At 60.1% G+C, this 16,902-nt stretch carries 15 protein-coding genes; 1 reads left to right on the top strand and 14 read right to left on the bottom strand.

Translation table 11 applies throughout. From position 1 onward, the window contains the following. Positions 1 to 14: 14 nt before the first annotated feature. The 6 genes from BLT85_RS03960 to BLT85_RS03935 all read right to left on the bottom strand — a co-directional run bounded on the left by BLT85_RS03960 (position 15) and on the right by BLT85_RS03935 (position 6,119). A complete protein-coding gene (locus BLT85_RS03960; protein ID WP_157718117.1) occupies positions 15 to 1,010 on the bottom strand; it encodes an efflux RND transporter periplasmic adaptor subunit in 996 nt (331 codons plus the stop codon). A 291-nt stretch (positions 1,011 to 1,301) separates the two neighbouring features. Continuing rightward, positions 1,302 to 2,084, bottom strand: a complete 783-nt coding sequence (locus BLT85_RS03955; RefSeq protein ID WP_093391930.1) for a dienelactone hydrolase family protein — start codon at positions 2,082 to 2,084, stop codon at positions 1,302 to 1,304. A gap of 107 nt (positions 2,085 to 2,191) precedes the next feature. Beyond that, positions 2,192 to 4,096 carry a molecular chaperone HtpG gene (gene htpG, locus BLT85_RS03950; protein WP_093391929.1) on the bottom strand — a complete coding sequence of 635 codons (1,905 nt, stop codon included), beginning with the start codon at positions 4,094 to 4,096 and terminating at the stop codon, positions 2,192 to 2,194. A gap of 95 nt (positions 4,097 to 4,191) precedes the next feature. Continuing rightward, positions 4,192 to 5,187 (bottom strand): hypothetical protein, encoded by a 996-nt coding sequence (locus tag BLT85_RS03945; RefSeq protein WP_093391928.1) that lies wholly within the window; start codon positions 5,185 to 5,187, stop codon positions 4,192 to 4,194. 21 nt (positions 5,188 to 5,208) lie between these two features. Next, positions 5,209 to 5,643: a PaaI family thioesterase gene (locus BLT85_RS03940; protein WP_407920168.1), complete on the bottom strand. Its 435-nt coding sequence runs from the start codon at positions 5,641 to 5,643 to the stop codon at positions 5,209 to 5,211. Positions 5,644 to 5,648: 5 nt separating this feature from the next. Further along, positions 5,649 to 6,119: a PaaI family thioesterase gene (locus tag BLT85_RS03935; RefSeq protein ID WP_172829851.1), complete on the bottom strand. Its 471-nt coding sequence runs from the start codon at positions 6,117 to 6,119 to the stop codon at positions 5,649 to 5,651. A gap of 140 nt (positions 6,120 to 6,259) precedes the next feature. On the opposite strand from BLT85_RS03935, the gene BLT85_RS16615 reads away from it, so the two are divergent. Further along, positions 6,260 to 6,646 carry a hypothetical protein gene (locus BLT85_RS16615; RefSeq protein ID WP_157718116.1) on the top strand — a complete coding sequence of 129 codons (387 nt, stop codon included), beginning with the start codon at positions 6,260 to 6,262 and terminating at the stop codon, positions 6,644 to 6,646. Between the two features lie 43 nt (positions 6,647 to 6,689). Here the strand turns inward: BLT85_RS16615 and BLT85_RS03925 are convergent, their stop codons facing one another. The 8 genes from BLT85_RS03925 to BLT85_RS03890 all read right to left on the bottom strand — a co-directional run bounded on the left by BLT85_RS03925 (position 6,690) and on the right by BLT85_RS03890 (position 16,896). Further along, positions 6,690 to 7,085: an MAPEG family protein gene (locus tag BLT85_RS03925; protein ID WP_093391924.1), complete on the bottom strand. Its 396-nt coding sequence runs from the start codon at positions 7,083 to 7,085 to the stop codon at positions 6,690 to 6,692. After that, the gene (locus BLT85_RS03920; RefSeq protein ID WP_093391923.1) at positions 7,082 to 7,828 is read right to left on the bottom strand and encodes a DUF599 domain-containing protein; all 747 of its coding nucleotides are present in this window, start codon (positions 7,826 to 7,828) and stop codon (positions 7,082 to 7,084) included. Before BLT85_RS03920 ends, BLT85_RS03925 begins: the two co-directional genes overlap by 4 nt. Positions 7,829 to 7,973: 145 nt before the next feature. Then, positions 7,974 to 8,855: a succinate--CoA ligase subunit alpha gene (gene sucD / locus BLT85_RS03915; RefSeq protein WP_093391922.1), complete on the bottom strand. Its 882-nt coding sequence runs from the start codon at positions 8,853 to 8,855 to the stop codon at positions 7,974 to 7,976. Next, positions 8,856 to 10,022 carry an ADP-forming succinate--CoA ligase subunit beta gene (gene sucC, locus BLT85_RS03910; RefSeq protein ID WP_093391921.1) on the bottom strand — a complete coding sequence of 389 codons (1,167 nt, stop codon included), beginning with the start codon at positions 10,020 to 10,022 and terminating at the stop codon, positions 8,856 to 8,858. It abuts the gene before it with no gap. Positions 10,023 to 10,232: 210 nt separating this feature from the next. Then, positions 10,233 to 11,669: a dihydrolipoyl dehydrogenase gene (gene lpdA, locus BLT85_RS03905; RefSeq protein WP_093391920.1), complete on the bottom strand. Its 1,437-nt coding sequence runs from the start codon at positions 11,667 to 11,669 to the stop codon at positions 10,233 to 10,235. An 85-nt stretch (positions 11,670 to 11,754) separates the two neighbouring features. Continuing rightward, the gene (odhB, locus tag BLT85_RS03900; protein WP_093391919.1) at positions 11,755 to 13,008 is read right to left on the bottom strand and encodes a 2-oxoglutarate dehydrogenase complex dihydrolipoyllysine-residue succinyltransferase; all 1,254 of its coding nucleotides are present in this window, start codon (positions 13,006 to 13,008) and stop codon (positions 11,755 to 11,757) included. A 38-nt stretch (positions 13,009 to 13,046) separates the two neighbouring features. Beyond that, a complete protein-coding gene (locus BLT85_RS03895) occupies positions 13,047 to 15,884 on the bottom strand; it encodes a 2-oxoglutarate dehydrogenase E1 component (protein ID WP_093391918.1) in 2,838 nt (945 codons plus the stop codon). 307 nt (positions 15,885 to 16,191) lie between these two features. Then, positions 16,192 to 16,896 carry a succinate dehydrogenase iron-sulfur subunit gene (locus BLT85_RS03890; RefSeq protein WP_093391917.1) on the bottom strand — a complete coding sequence of 235 codons (705 nt, stop codon included), beginning with the start codon at positions 16,894 to 16,896 and terminating at the stop codon, positions 16,192 to 16,194. Between the last annotated feature and the right edge of the window lie 6 nt (positions 16,897 to 16,902).

Genomic DNA, 16,902 nt, shown 5'->3' with positions numbered 1-16,902 from the left:
CGCTCCGCCGCCTTTCATCGCCGATCCGCCGGCGAAGACGCCGGCAGCTGGTCGCTTTGCTCCGACAGCACCGCCTCCGCCGACTCACCGATGGCGTGTTCGGCCTTGATCTGTATTGTCTGCCCTGGTTGCACGCGGAAATTGCCGTGCGTGATCACTTTCTGGCCGGCTTCGATGCCTTCGAGAATCTCCACCTGTCCGGGCTGTCTCTCACCGATGCTGACCTGACGTTTCTCCGCGACCAGACCATCTGTGCCCTCGACAATCAACATGACGAACTGCTGGCTGCCTTGCGGCAGCAGCGCTTCTTCAGGGATGACCAGCGCTTCGCGCTCTGACGAAGCCACCTGTACCGCCATGAGCATGCCGGGACGCAACAGCCCCTCCGGGTTCGGAAGCATTGCGCGCACGCGAACGGATCGGGTTACCGGATCGACCTGGTTTTCGACCACGGCCACCTCGCCGGTAAAGCGGCGGTCCGGATAGGCGCGACTGGTTGCGACCACGGGCTGCCCCGGGGCAATTTTCGACAGATGTACCTCGGGTACGTTGAAATCGAGCTTCATCTGGCTGTCGTCGTGCAGTGTGGCGACGGGCGTGCCCGGCGTTAGCAGCGTACCGACGCTTATCTCTCTGAAGCCTACCACCCCATCGAACGGCGCCCGGATCAACCGATCGGCCAGGCGCGACTCGACAGCACGCAGCCGGGCACGGGCGATGTCCCGTTCACGCTCCAGATTGTCCACTTCCTGCGCCGAGACGAATCGGCTATCGACCAACTGGCGAGCACGCTCCAGTTGCCGCTCGGCGTCGTCGACGCTCGCCTGAGCCTCGGCAAGCTGGGCTTTCTGTTCGCGGCTGGTCAGCGATACCAACAGATCGCCGGCCTCGACACGTTGGCCAGAAGTGAAATCGATGGCCGAGACGGTTTCGGTAAGGTTGGCCGAAAGCACTGCGGTCTCGTTGGCAAGCAAGGTGCCAAGCGCCTGAATCTGATCCGCGATTGTCACGGTTTGTACAGCAGATACTACAACCGGCAATGGGGACTGCTGTGCAGTCACAGCGCCCGCCGCCGCCGCGAACAGGAGTCCTAGCGCGACTTGCCGGCACGCTCTGGTCAGATACGACATCCTTCGAATTCCCTGAACAGCGCCAGGACCGGCGCAGGAGACCATGCATGAGTGTCGAGAAACACCCAGCCCAAATGCGAGCGGTTATCATGACCGTTCGCACCGGGTTTTACCATGCCTAAATTGCCAGGAGAACGGGCTTCCAGCCAAGCCCAGAGCGGTCGGGCGGCCTCAGTCGGCCATGGTTTCGTTGAAGAACTGACGCATTGCACCGAAGGCTCGTTCGGCTACCACCGGGTTGTACTCCGCCTTGCCGGGCATACTGGCGGTCGGGTCAGTAAACGAATGCACCGCGTTCCCGTAGCTGATCAGGGTCCAGTCAACGTCTGCCTTACGCATCTCATCCTTGAACGCAGCCACCTGCTCGTCCGGCACGAACGGATCGTTGGCGCCATGCAGCACCAGTACCGGCATCGTTATGTTGTTCGCATCGTCAGGGTCCGGTGTGTCCAGATTGCCGTGAAACGACACTACGCCAGCGATGTCTGTGCCCGAGCGTGCCATTTCAAGAACTACTCCGCCGCCGAAGCAAAAGCCGATCGCACCGATCTGATCGGCGTTCAGCGGCACGCTATCGGCCTGTTCGCGGAACACATCCAGCGCGGCATTGACGCGCTTGCGCATCATGTCGCGGTCGGAACGTACAGTGGTGGCAGCCTTGGCGGCTTCGTCGGAATTCTCCGGGCGGATATCCTTGCCATACATGTCGGCAACGAAGACCACGTACTCGGAGCCGCCAGCACGGAAGGCCTTCTTCGCGGCGTTCTCGTTGACGCCCATCCAGTTCGGCACCATCAGCAGGCCGGGACGCTTCTCTTTGACAGCGTCGTCGTAGACCAGCATGCCCTGGTAGGCTTCGCCGTCAATTTCATAGCTTACCTCGCGGGTGACCATCGCCGCGTTGGCCATTCCGGCAGCGCCGAGCATCATCAGGGTCGAAAGTGTCTTTTTCATTTATCAGGTTCCTTGGCATTTGAGTCCGGCCCTAAGCATAGCCGGTGTGCAGAAACTGAAAAGCCTGCACGCGGCAGGCTTTCCAGTTACAGCGAAGCGTCCATCGATCAGCGACTGAGCTCGACCAGCAACGCGTTGAGGCGGCGGACGTAAGCAGCCGGATCCTGCAGGCTTTCGCCAGCAGCCAGCGCAGCCTGGTCGAAGAGAACTCGCGCCAGATCGGCGAAGCGTTCCTCGTCCTGTTCGGCGTCGAGCTTTTCCAGCAGCGGGTGGCTGGTATTGATCTCCAGAATCGGCTTGGTTTCCGGCGCCTGCTGCCCGGTGGCCTCAAGGATCTTGCGCATTTGCAGACCCATACCGTCTTCATTGATCACCAGCACAGCCGGGGAATCGGTCAGACGGTGCGAGACACGCACCTCCTCCAGATCGTCCCTCAGCACGTCCTGCACGCGCTTGACCAGATCCGCCTTGGACTTGGCAGCCTCTTCCTGCGCTTGCTTGTCCTCTTCACCTTCGAGCTTGCCCAGGTCCAGATCGCCGCGAGCGATGTCGACGAATTCCTTGCCTTGGTACTCGGACAGATGGCTCATCAGCCACTCGTCGATACGATCGGTCATCAGCAGCACTTCGATGTTCTTCTTGCGGAAGATTTCCAGGTGCGGGCTGTTCTTGATCTGGTTGTAGCGCTCGCCAGTGAGGTAGTAAATCTTCTCCTGGCCTTCCTGCATACGCTCGATGTAACTGTCCAGGCTGACCACTTCGCTATCGTCGCTCTGGTTGGTCGAGGCGAAGCGCAGCAGGCCGGCGATTTTCTCGCGATTGGCGAAATCTTCCGCCGGCCCTTCCTTCATGACGCTGCCGAAAGCCTTCCAGAAGGTGGCATATTTTTCCGGCTCTTTCTTCGCCAGCTTCTCGAGCATGTCCAGCACGCGCTTGGTCAGTGCGGACTTCATGCTGTCAATGGCCGGATCCTTCTGCAGGATCTCGCGGGAAACGTTCAGCGACAGGTCATTGGAGTCGACTACACCCTTGATGAAACGCAGGTACAGCGGCAGGAACTGCTCCGCGTCGTCCATGATGAAGACGCGCTGCACGTACAGTTTCAGACCGCGCGGCGCCTCACGCTGATACAGGTCGAACGGGGCACGACCGGGCACGTACAGCAGGCTGGTGTACTCAAGTTTCCCCTCGACCTTGTTGTGGCTCCAGGACAGCGGGTTCTCGAAGTCATGCGCGACGTGCTTGTAGAACTCCTGGTATTCCTCGTCCTTTATCTCGGTACGCGGACGGGTCCACAAGGCGCTCGCACGGTTGACGCTTTCCCACTCGACTTCCGTGGGCTTGTCTGCTTCGTCGCCGTGGTGCTGTTTCGGCAGCTCGATGGGCAGGGAAATGTGATCGGAATACTTCTTGACCACATTGCGCAGGCGCCAGCCATCGGCGAATTCGCTTTCGGCAGACTTGAGATGCAGAACGATCCGCGTACCGCGCTCGGGCTTGACGACGTTTTCGATGGTGAACTCGCCCTCGCCGGCCGATTCCCAGCGCACTCCCTCTTCCGGCGCAGCGCCAGCACGACGAGTGAAGACTTCGACCTTGTCGGCGACGATGAACGCGCTATAAAAGCCGACACCGAACTGGCCGATCAGGCTGGCGTCCTTTTTCTGGTCGCCGGTCAGCTGTTGCATGAACGCGGCAGTACCCGACTTGGCGATGGTGCCGAGGTTCTCGATCACCTCATCGCGGGTCATGCCGATGCCTTTGTCTTCGATGGTCAGGGTCTTGGCGGTTTCGTCATGACTGATGCGGATGGCCAGATCAGGCTGATCCTCGAGCAACTCGGGCTTGGCAATGGCTTCGAAACGCAACTTGTCGGAGGCATCCGAGGCATTGGAAATGAGCTCGCGAAGGAAGATTTCCTTGTTCGAATACATCGAATGGATCATGAGGTGCAGCAGTTGCTTTACCTCGGTCTGGAATCCAAGCGTTTCCTTATGAGCTTCCACGGTCATGGTTGATTGATCTCCATCAGGTTGAGGCTGGCCTGTTGCACAGGCTTCCGGATGGACCCTTGATGGGGATGAGCGGCGGTTATTTCAAGTGCGGTTCAACGGCGGCTGTGCTGTGCCTCGAGCAGCTGGATGTCCACCGGGTGGAACTGGAAGTCCACCTGATTCGGACCATGTGACTTGGCGAGCACGATGCGTCCGTCGTCGGTAACGCCTTTGAACCGGCCCTCGTGCGAACGGCCAGAGACGGTGGTTACGCGTATGCTGGCGTCAGTCAGCATACGTGGCTCATCGACGAGCGCCAAAACACTGACCGGCTCCCAGCGTGGCAATTCTGGCTTCATCGCCTGGTCTGATGAAGGGTTCGAAGGCGTCGTGGCGCGCTTCGGCTGCGCCTCGCCCCGCTGCGCCTGACGAAGCCAGGCCGGCAGCTGCTCCACAAAAACCTCCCCCGTTACCCAGGTCTGATGTTGCGAGGGCAGCGCCAGATGCAGCCGGAGCCGAGAGCTGCTCTGCACCGAGGGGAGCAGGTCCAGGTCGAGGCTGTACTGGCCGGTGATTCTGCGCAGCCCCGGGGCTTCGAGCGCACCGGCATGCCACTGCAGAAGCACCTCCGGCCAGCGTCCTGTATCAGTCGGCAATAACGCTATGCTGTCGCCGTTGACCAATTGACGGGCACTCTCGAAGCGAATGGTCAGCGAGCGGCGGACTCGCTCGGTCGGGCCTTCCTCAAGTACCAGATCATCGCCGCGCCAGAACACCCGGTCGGGTCGGAACTGCTGGCCCATGATCTCGCCGGCTATCCCTTGCTTCTCCGGCTGCTCGACGTGCCATTGGCCGCTCACCAGTCGTTCGAAACGATGAGGATGCAGATGGAACAACGTGGCCAGACCGGCCAGCGCAGCGAGACAACCAACAGCCAGAACCAGTCGCGGCGCGCGCGGATAACCCTGATCGCGACGGAACAGGGTGACTAACGGCAGCAGTATCGCGACCACGAGCCTGCCGGTAGGCAAACGCAACGAGCCGATAACCAGCCAGACCCAGCCGATAGCCAGGAGCACGATACCGCTCAGAATCAATAAGGCGTCCATGTTGCCCTGTCCTGCCGACTGCTAATCGAGTTTGAAGTGGGCCCGGGCAGTAGCGATGGGTTCGTTGGGATCGGTTTGCCAGGCAGTGATAGCCACATTACCGACTCGCCGACCCTGGCGCCAGACCTGGCAACTGGCGTAGGTTTCACGGGCCAGCCCGGCGCGCAGATAGTCGATGGAAAAGTCGATGATCTTGGGGAAGCTGGAACTGTTCATGAAAATCATCAGGTGCAGCATTGCGGCCTGCTCCATGAACCCGGCAATCACCCCGCCGTGAATCGCGGGCAGTACCGGATTGCCGATGTTGTCTGGCGAAATCGGTAGATGGAACATGACGTTGTCGCCTTCGCGGTGCACCCGCAAGCCGATCAGCGATGCGTAGGGGATCGCTTCGATCAACGGCAGATAGTCGCCACTTTCATGGCCCCGGCTCACGAGCTTTTCGATGTCGGCCATGTCGGTCATGCCACACCTCCATCGATGCTTGCGAGCATTCCGTTGCGACCCGGCTTGCCCATGCGCATGAACGTGCCCACAACATGCGCGATCGGCTCGTCAGGCGAGTCGTGATAAGCGACCCCGCGGGTGAATATGACCGTCGAGGTCAGCCGGTAGCATTCAGCAAAGCCGTAGATTGCCTTGCCCGGGGTCGCCGGATGCATGTAGTCGATCCGCAGATCGAGCGTTGGGCATATTTCGAATTCGGGTAAAAAGCAGACGGTGGAGATTCCGCAGCAGGTGTCCATCAGGGTGGTTATAGCACCGCCATGCACGACACCGGTCACCGGGTTGCCGATGATCGCGTCGCTGTAGGGCAGCTTCAGCGTGAGGCCACGCTCGTCTGCTCGTTCGACGCTCATGCCCAGTCGCTGGCAGTGGCGCAGGATGGACAGGAAATTGTGTACACGCTGTTCAATCGTACTCATCGCAATTCTCGTTCCTTCAACATCGCGGAATGCGGCTGCGCATAGTATCAGATCACTGACGCGTAACCAGGTGGCACCTTGGGAGCGAGGAACTAACCTGTGTAAAGCCAGACCAAATACAGGAATCAATCCACTTGGAGACTTCCATGAAAAAAGTATTCGCGACAACCATGTTGATAGCTAGTTTCGGCCTGCTCACCGCTTGCGGCGGAGAAGAAGAGCGCGAGCCCGTCGAAGCACCACCAGCGACTCAAAGCGGCATGGGGACCACAGGTACCGGCACGGGTACCGGCGAAACCATGGACGGCATGGGCGCCAACACCGGCACTACCGGTGGCACAACTGGCACGACTGGCGGCACCACCGGCTCCGGCGGAACCATGGGCGGCTCGACCACTGGCGGTACCGGTGGCACGACTGGCGGCGGCACTGCTGGCGGCATGGGCACCGGCACTGACGGTACTGGTACCGGCACCCAGGGCACCGGCACCGGCAGCACTGGAAGCACCGGCGGCACTACTCAACAGCAGTAAGCCGCAATCGACGAGGCAGGCCGTTGCGACGACCTGCCATCGTTCAAATCAGCGCTGGCGCCAGGAGCAATGCCAGGCAAGAAGCGAAGCCGACCATCCAGACCGCACTGCGCAACGCGTGTGTATTGGTCAGGTAGAACAGGGTGTAGAGCACCCTCGCGACAACGAACACGCCAGCCAGCACATTTATCGTCAGCCCCTGCACATTGGTGACCTGAGTTACCAGAATCCCTGCCGCGAACAATGGAAACGCCTCGAACATGTTCTGGTGAGCCGCCAACGCGCGAGCGCCCCAGCCACTGAGGGCCGCCTGCTGATCGCGGGGATGTCGATTGTCATACCCTCTGCCATCGATACGTGCCATGGCCACAGCGACCGGAAACTTGGTCAGAACCAGCATCAGCGCGGCGAAGAACAGACACCACAAGGGAAAGCTCATTCGGACTTCTCCTGGTTGGTTGATTCAGCGAACGGCGTAGGCGTGAAGAGCATGGCGCTGAGCACTGCGGAATGGAACTCGCGGCGATACAGCACATACACCACACCGGACGTGGTCAGCACGAACAGCAGCGGATTGATAAACCAGCTGAGCGTTGCCAGGGCGAAGTAATACGCCCGCAAGCCCAGATTGAATTCATGGCCGGCCATGGAAAGCACTCTTGCGGCGCGCTCGGCATACGCCTTGCGTTCCGCCTCGGTGACCGTCTTCTCGCCAACCAATGGTGCCGAGCCCAGCAGCACGGACGCGAAATTGTATTGCCGCATGCCCCAGGAGAAGGTGAAGAAGGCATAAACGAAGATGCCCAGCATCACCAACAACTTGATCTCAGACACCTCGCGGCTGACCTTGGCCACGAACGGCAGATCCTGCAACAGGCTCTGGGCGCGGTCAGTCGCGCCCATGACGGTCAACAGACCGGCGAGGATCAGCAAAGTGCTGGATGCGAAAAACGCCGTGTTACGCTCGAGGTTGCCAATGACGCTGGCGTCGGCGATCCGCTGCTCGCGCATCATCAGGCGAGTCATCCAGTCCTTGCGATAGAGATGAAGCACGCTGGCCAGGCAAGCGGTGTCCTTGGCCTTGTGCTGGGCATAATAGGTATAACCCACCCAGCTGAACATGAACCAGAGGAAGGCGCTGAGATTGAGCCAGGCGGCTCCGGCATCGGGAAGCGTGAGCATGCATGTTCCTTGTCGCTCGCTTGTTGTCTCGTCAGCCAGGCTGACAACGCAGTATAGCCATGACCGCCACACACCGAATAGCGGCCAGAAACGACAAAACCCTGCCGAGGCAGGGTTTTGTTGAGGCTTCGGACGAGTCCTTAGCTTACTTCATGGCCCAGCCAGTCAGTTCAGCCAGTGCCTTGCCGATGTCCGCCAGCGAACGAACGGTCTTCACACCAGCGTCTTCCAGTGCCGCGAACTTCTCGGCAGCGGTGCCCTTGCCGCCGGAGATGATCGCACCAGCATGACCCATGCGCTTGCCTGCCGGAGCAGTCACACCGGCGATGTAGGACACAACCGGCTTGGTCACATTGGCCTTGATGAAGGCTGCTGCTTCTTCTTCGGCGCTGCCGCCGATCTCGCCGATCATGACGATCGCTTCGGTCTTCGGGTCGTCCTGGAACATCTTCAGGATGTCGATGAAGTTCGAACCCGGGATCGGGTCGCCACCGATACCGACGCACGTGGACTGACCGAAACCGGCGTCAGTGGTCTGCTTGACCGCTTCGTACGTCAGGGTGCCGGAGCGCGATACGATGCCGACCTTGCCTGGCAGGTGAATGTGACCAGGCATGATGCCGATCTTGCACTCGCCGGGGGTGATGACACCCGGGCAGTTCGGCCCGATCAGGCGCACGCCGAGCTCGTCACACTTGACCTTGCAGTCGAGCATGTCGAGAGTCGCGATGCCTTCGGTGATGCAGACGATCAGCTTGATGCCGCCTTCAGCCGCTTCCAGGATCGAGTCCTTGCAGAACGGAGCCGGAACGTAGATCACGCTGGCTTCGGCGCCTGTGGCTTCAACCGCTTCACGAACGGTGTTGAACACCGGCAGGCCCAGGTGAGTGGAGCCACCCTTGCCCGGTGTTACGCCGCCAACCATCTTGGTGCCGTAGGCGATGGCCTGTTCCGAGTGGAAGGAACCTTGCGAGCCGGTGAAGCCCTGGCAGATCACCTTGGTTTCTTTGTTGATCAGGATGCTCATTTATTTACCCTCCGCGGCCTTGACGACTTGCTGGGCAGCGTCGGTCAGACTGGTTGCTGCAATGATGTTCAAACCACTTTCGGCCAGGACCTTGGCGCCCAGGTCGGCGTTGTTGCCTTCCAGACGCACGACGACCGGCACCTTCACGCCGACTTCCTTCACCGCGCCGATGATGCCTTCGGCAATCATGTCGCAACGAACGATACCGCCGAAGATGTTGACCAGAACGGCCTGCACATTGCTGTCGGACAGGATGATCTTGAACGCTTCGGTGACGCGCTCCTTGGTTGCACCACCGCCTACGTCGAGGAAGTTGGCCGGCTTGCCACCGTGGTGGTTGACGATATCCATGGTGCCCATGGCCAGACCGGCGCCGTTGACCATGCAGCCGATATTGCCTTCCAGCGCAACATAGTTGAGCTCGAATTTGGCAGCGTGCGCTTCGCGCGGGTCGTCCTGAGACGGATCATGCATGGCGCGCAGCTTGGGCTGGCGGTACATGGCGTTGCTGTCGATGTTGATCTTGGCGTCCAGGCAATGCAGGTTGCCGTCTTCCTTGATCACTAGCGGGTTGACTTCCAGCAGAGCCAGATCGTAATCGGCGAACAGTTTGCCCAGGCCTACGAAGATGTTGGTGAACTGCTTGATCTGGTCGCCCTTCAGGCCCAGCTGGAACGCCAGGTCGCGGCCCTGGAAAGGCTGCGGACCGACCAGCGGGTCGATGGTAGCCTTGAGGATCTTCTCGGGGGTTTCTTCAGCGACTTTCTCGATTTCCACGCCACCTTCGGTGGAAGCCATGAAAACGATGCGACGCGTGGAGCGATCGACTACGGCGCCCAGATACAGTTCTTGAGCGATGTCGGTGCAGGACTCAACGAGGATCTTGGAAACCGGCTGGCCACTGGCATCAGTCTGGTAGGTTACCAGACGCTGACCGAGCCACTTTTCGGCGAAAGCCTTGGCATCTTCCTTTGACTTGACCAGCTTGACGCCGCCGGCCTTGCCGCGGCCACCAGCGTGGACCTGGGCCTTGACGACCCACATGTCCCCGCCGATCTTGTCGCAGGCAGCTGCCGCGTCTTCGGGAGTGTCGACAGCGAAGCCCTTGGATACAGGAAGGCCGTACTCAGCGAACAGCTGCTTCCCCTGATATTCGTGAAGATTCATGCTTATCTACCGTTTTGATCGTGTAGGAATTACGTCTGACAGCGGCCCTACCCGCACCCCTGTCGCCTATGGCAGATTCGGACATCGCCTCGATGTGCCGCATCCGCATGTCACCCCCCCGGGTGATGGCCGATGAACCGACCCTTGCCAGTGACAGTGCTCCGGAACCGGCAGGTAAAACCGCGACCTGCCGGTCATAGGGGCGCTATCTTAACGCTTCTTGCGGTTGGCCACATGTATGGCGTGGCCATTTACCGCCAGAGCCGCTTCCTTCAATGCTTCGGACACTGTCGGGTGCGAGAAGACCATCATGCCGATGTCTTCGGCGCTTGAGCCGAACTCCATGGCAATGGCACCCTGCTGCACCAGCTCGGCGGCACCCGGGCCCAGCACGTGAACGCCCAGGACACGATCGGTCTTGGCATCGGCGACGACCTTGACCATGCCGGTGGTTTCATTGGCCGCTACAGCACGACCGTTGGCAGCGAATGGGAAAATACCCACGCTGACTTCCACGCTCTCCGCCTTCAGTTGCTGCTCGGTCTTGCCGACCCAGGCGATTTCCGGATGGGTGTAGATGACCGACGGCACCAAATCGTAGTTCATTGCAGTCTTGTGACCGGCAATGCGCTCAGCAACCATCACGCCCTCTTCCGAGGACTTGTGCGCGAGCATCGGGCCGCGTACTGCGTCACCCACCGCGTACACACCGGGCACGCTGGTCGCGCAGTAGTCGTCGACGAAGATCACGCCGCGCTCGTCCAGATCCACACCGCAATCGGAAGCCAGCAGGTTCTCGGTGTACGGACGACGACCAACAGCGACAATCAGCTTGTCGAAGGTCAGCTGCTGCTCGCCTTCGGAATCGGTGAACGAGACGGTGACTTCGCTGCCCTTGACCTCGGTGCCGGTGACACGAGCGCCCAGGCGGATGTTCAGACCCTGCTTGTTAAAGGTCTTCAGCGCTTCCTTGGCGATGATGTCGTCAGCCAGGGCAAGGAATTTGTCCAGCGCCTCGAAGACGACGACCTCGGCACCCAGACGACGCCAGACCGAACCCAGCTCGAGGCCGATCACACCGGCACCGATGACGCCAAGGCGCTTGGGAACACTAGTGAAATCCAGTGCGCCGGTGGAGTCGACGATAACGTCTCCGGTCAGCGGAGCCGGAGGAATCTCGATCGGACGCGAGCCGGACGCGAGAATCACGTTGTCAGCCTGATAGGTAGTGACGTTGCCATCGGGCCCGGTCACTTCAATCTGCTTGTTCGCGAGCAGTTTGCCGTGGCCTTCGATGGTGGTCACACCGTTGGCCTTGAACAGGGTGGCAACGCCGCCGGTGAATTGCTTGACGATCTTGTTCTTGCGGTCGACCATCTTCTCGACGTCGATGCTCACCGACTGGGCGGTGATGCCATGCAATTCGAAGCCTTCCTGGGCTTCATGGTATTTCCAGGAGCTGTCCAGCAGCGCCTTGGAAGGAATGCAGCCGACGTTCAGACAGGTCCCACCAAGAGCCTGCTTGCCGTCCTTACCCACGTATTTTTCGACGCAGGCGGTTTTCAGACCCAGTTGCGCAGCGCGGATGGCCGCGACATAGCCGCCGGGGCCTGCGCCGATGACGATCACATCAAATTTGTCGCTCATATCCAGTCCTCTGTATAAGCCGGTGTAGAAGGCTGCCCGAAGCAAAACGGCTCGGGCAGCTTAGCGCTGGCGTGTTACAGCCGGATCAGATGTCCAGCAGAAGGCGAGCCGGATCTTCCAGCAGTTCCTTGATGGCGACCAGGAAGCTCACTGCTTCCTTGCCGTCGATCAGGCGGTGATCGTAGGACAGCGCCAGATACATCATCGGCAGGATGACGACCTGGCCGTTGACCGCCATCGGGCGCTCCTGGATCTTGTGCATGCCAAGGATGGCCGCCTGCGGCGGGTTGACGATCGGAGAAGACAGCAGCGAGCCGAAAACACCACCGTTGGAGATGGTGAATGTACCGCCAGTCATTTCTTCCATCGACAGCTTGCCGTCACGTGCCTTGCGGCCGTAGTCGGCAATGGTGCCTTCGATGGTTGCCAGGCTCATGAACTCGGTATTGCGCAGGATCGGCACGACCAGGCCACGATCGCTTGACACCGCAACGCCGATGTCCTGATAACCGTGGTAGACGATATCGTTGCCGTCGATCGACGCGTTGACTGCCGGGAAACGCTTGAGCGCCTCGGTAGCTGCCTTGACGAAGAACGACATGAAGCCCAGGCGCACGCCGTTGTGCTTCTTCTCGAACAGGTCCTTGTACTTGCTGCGCAAGTCCATGACCGGCTTCATGTTGACCTCGTTGAAGGTGGTCAGCATGGCCATGTTCGACTGTGCATCGACCAGGCGTTCAGCGATACGCGCACGCAGGCGGGTCATCGGCACGCGCTTCTCGACGCGGTCGCCCTCCCCCAGCGATACCGATGGTGCAGCTGCAGCCGGCTTGGCTGCCGGAGCGGCCGGCTTGGCCGGGGCGTTCTTCTTGGCTTCGACTGCAGCGACCACGTCTTCCTTGGTCACGCGTCCGCCTTTGCCAGTACCGGAAATCTCCGACACCGACAGACCGTTTTCTTCTGCAATCTTGCGTGCAGCCGGTGACAGCATGGGTTCGTCTGCCGCCTCGCCAGCATAGCTGGCGGCGGACTGGGCCTGAGCCGGAGCCGCAGCAGTCGCGGATTCCTTGGCTTCGGACTTCGGAGCGGGCGCAGCGGCGCCGCCCTCGTTCAGGGTGCCCAGGAGTTCTTCACTGAGAACCGTCTCGCCTTCACCCTTGACGATATCGCCCAGGACGCCATCGGCTTCGGCCAATACTTCGATCACAACCTTGTCGGTCTCGATGTCGACGATCAGTTCGTCGCGCTTGACGGCGTCGCCAGGTTGCTTGTGCCAGGTCGCGACGGTGCCGTCGGCAACCGATTCCGGGAAAGTCGGGGCTTTGATTTCAATAGCCATTGTCGATCCTTATCGATTCTTTGATGTCTGCCAGGCGCTTAGATGGTGAAGGCGTCTTGCAGGAGTTTTTCCTGTTGTTCGGCATGTGCGGACGCATAACCCCCGGCAGGCGCGGCCGAGGCCTCCCGACCAGCGTAGTCCAGATACAGATTCTTCACCGAGTGCTGCGCGATGACCCGACGCATGTGATGCTGGCTCGGATACCAGGCGCCCTGGTTCATCGGTTCTTCCTGACACCAGATGACTTTTTTGACTTCGGTATACGGCGCCAGCACTTCCGCCAGATCGTCTTCGGGGAACGGGTACAGCTGCTCGATACGGATGATCGCAGTCGACTCGTTGCCTTCGTTGCGGCGTTTTTCCAACAGGTCGTAATACACTTTGCCGCTGCACAGGACGACGCGATCGACCTTCTTCGGATCGATGGTGTCGATCTCGGGGATAACGGTCTGGAACGAACCGTCCGAGAGATCTTCCAGGCTCGAAGTGGCCAGTTTGTGGCGCAGCAGCGATTTGGGTGTCATGGCAATCAGAGGCTTGCGCAGCGGACGGATTACCTGGCGGCGCAGCATGTGATAAACCTGTGCCGGGGTAGTGGGTACGCAAACCTGGATGTTGTGTTCGGCCGACATTTGCAGAAAGCGCTCCAGGCGTGCAGACGAGTGCTCCGGACCCTGCCCTTCATAGCCATGCGGCAGCAGCATGGTCAGACCGCAGAGGCGACCCCACTTATGCTCGCCGCTGGTAATGAACTGGTCGATGACCACCTGGGCGCCGTTGGCGAAATCGCCGAACTGCGCTTCCCAGATCACCAGCGCGTTGGGCGTGGTGGTGGCATAACCGTATTCGAATGCCAGAACCGCTTCTTCAGAGAGCAGCGAGTCATAGATGTCGATACGCGGCTGGTTTTCCGCCAGATTCGCCAGCGGAACGTAGGCATCGCCGGTCTTCTGGTTGTGCAGGACGGCATGGCGGTGCGAGAAGGTACCGCGCCCGACGTCCTGACCGGTAATACGGATCGGGTGACCTTCGTGCAGCAGGGTGGCGTAGGCCATGGTCTCGGCGAAGCCCCAGTTCATGGCGAGAGCGCCGGCTGCCATCTTGCGACGGTCCTCGACGATCTTGCCAACCTGACGTTGCAGCACCAGACCGTCTGGCAGCGTGTTCAACCGGTTAGCCAGCTCTTGCAGCGTCTTCAGCTCGATACGGGTGTCGTGCCGCGCGGTCCAGGTATGACCCAGATACGGAGCCCAGTCCACGAAGGAGCTGCGATCCGGCTCCTTGACCAGGCTTTTGACGACGTGATCGCCATTATCGAGGGCGGTGCGGTATTCCTCGATGCGCTCCTGCACCTGGTCGGACGTAAGCACGCCCTCCTGCACCAGACGCTCGGCGTAGATGTCGCGCGTAGTCGGATGCTTGGCGATCTTCTCGTACATCAGCGGCTGGGTGCCGGATGGCTCGTCGGCCTCGTTATGGCCGCGACGGCGGTAGCAGACCAGGTCGATGACCACGTCACGCTTGAACTGCATACGGTAGTCGACAGCCAGCTGGGTAACGAACAGAACCGCTTCGGGGTCGTCACCGTTCACGTGGAATATCGGCGCCTGGATCATCTTGGCGACGTCGGTGGCGTACTCGGTAGAGCGCGCATCATCCTGACGGCTGGTGGTGAAGCCGACCTGGTTGTTGACGATGATATGAATGGTCCCGCCGGTTTTGTAGGCACGGGTCTGGGACATCTGGAAAGTCTCCATGACCACGCCCTGACCAGCGAACGCCGCATCACCATGGATGTTGATCGGCAGTACCTTGTCGCCGCTCGAGTCCTTGCGACGGTCCTGGCGGGCCCGTACGGAGCCTTCCACAACCGGGGACACGATTTCCAGGTGCGACGGGTTGAACGCGAGAGCGAGATGAACTTCGCCGCCCGAGGTCATAACGTTCGAGGAGAAACCCTGGTGGTATTTGACGTCGCCGGAGCCAAGGTTGATCTGCTTCTTGCCTTCGAACTCATCGAACAGGTCACGCGGGTTTTTGCCCAGCGTATTGACCAGTACGTTCAGTCGGCCGCGGTGGGCCATGCCGAGGACTACTTCCTGAGTGCCATAGGAGCCGGAACGCTGGATGATCTCGTCGAGCATGGGGATAAGGCTTTCGCCACCTTCCACGCCAAAACGCTTGGTGCCCGGGTATTTGGTGCCCAGATATTTTTCCAGGCCTTCGGCTGCAGTCAGGCGCTCGAGCAGATGGCGCTTGCTCTCGACAGAATGCTGCGGCTTGCCACGCACGCTTTCCAGGCGCTGCTGGAACCAGCGGCGTTGGTTGGAATCAACGATGTGCATGTATTCCGCGCCGTAGGTCGAGCTATAGGTCGACTTCAGCGCTTCGAGAATCTCGCGGAGGGTAGCTTCTTCCTTGCCGATGAACATCTCGCCGGTGCGAAACGCCGTGTCGAGGTCGGCTTCGGTCAGGCCATAGTCAGCCAGCGTCAGATCAACGATTTCCTCGCGCTGCCAGAGGCCCAACGGATCGAGGGAAGAAGCCTGGTGGCCGCGCATCCGGTAGGCCTGGATCAGCCTGAGAACATCCACCTGTTTTTTCTCGTGAGCGCTGCTGACGGTACCGCCAACGGCTGCCTGGGGCCGGCGTTGACCCTTGGCCAGAGAAAGGAAGTGTTCGCGGATAGTGGAATGAGAAACGTCCGAGGCGGCGTGGCCGTTTACCTGCGGCAGTTTCTGGAAATAGCTGCGCCATTCATCGGCGATGCTATTCGGATCGTGCAGATAGAGCTCGTAAAGCTCTTCAACATAGGAGGCATTCCCACCCGATAGATGGGAGGTGCTCCACAGCTGCTGCATTTCGCTGTCTGGCATGCTTGGTCACCCTCTATAAGGGGACACCACCTGGCTCCAAGACCATTAACCTGGCAAAAACACTGCCATCCGTGCAGAACATCCGGAGCTGGCCCACATCAGTGTCGCTGATGCTCCTGCCCCATCAGGCTCTGCAAAACCGGAGTATTGCCGGCCCCGACAGATAGTTCGGGTGTTACCCGATTGCCCCTGTTGGTTTTTACGTACAAACAAACCGCGGCTTTGTGGGCTGCGGCTCGATCAAAATACTGGCTGACTCCTGGTACAGGAGCCAGCACAGGCCAAACGTAATGCAGAGTCGGACCGATCAGGTCCCGCTCTGCAGCAGCATGTTGCGGATGTGACCGATAGCGCGGGTCGGATTCAGACCCTTGGGGCACACGTTCACGCAGTTCATGATGCCGCGGCAGCGGAAGATACTGAACGGGTCATCCAGAGCCGCCAGACGGTCTTCGGTCTTGGTGTCACGGCTGTCCGCCAGGAAGCGGTAAGCCTTGAGCAGACCAGCAGGACCGATGAACTTGTCGGGATTCCACCAGAACGAAGGGCAGGAGGACGAGCAGCAAGCACACAGAATGCACTCGTACAGTCCGTCCAGCTTCTCGCGTTCTTCCGGAGTCTGCAGGCGCTCGATAGCAGGCGCCGGCGTCTCGTTCTGCAAATACGGCTGAACCTTCTCGTATTGCTTGTAGAAGATGCTCATATCGACGACGAGGTCACGAATAACCGGCAAACCGGTCAACGGGCGCAAAACCAGCTTGTTGTTCTTCACCACCGCGGACAGCGGAGTGATGCACGCCAGGCCGTTTCTGCCGTTGATGTTCATGCCGTCCGAGCCACACACGCCTTCGCGGCAGGAGCGACGGTAAGCCATCCCGACATCCTGCTCCTTGACCAGAGCGAGTACGTCGAGAACCATGACATCCTTCCCGCCGGTATCGACCTGGAAGTCCTGCATGTAAGGAGCCTTGTCAGTCTCCGGGTTGTAACGGTAGACACTCACTTGCAACATAGGGTC

This window comes from Halopseudomonas xinjiangensis, from assembly GCF_900104945.1.
Classification (GTDB): Bacteria; Pseudomonadota; Gammaproteobacteria; order Pseudomonadales; family Pseudomonadaceae; genus Halopseudomonas; species Halopseudomonas xinjiangensis.
Note: the sequence above shows the minus strand (reverse complement) of the source record. Positions and strands in the feature narration are given on the sequence as shown.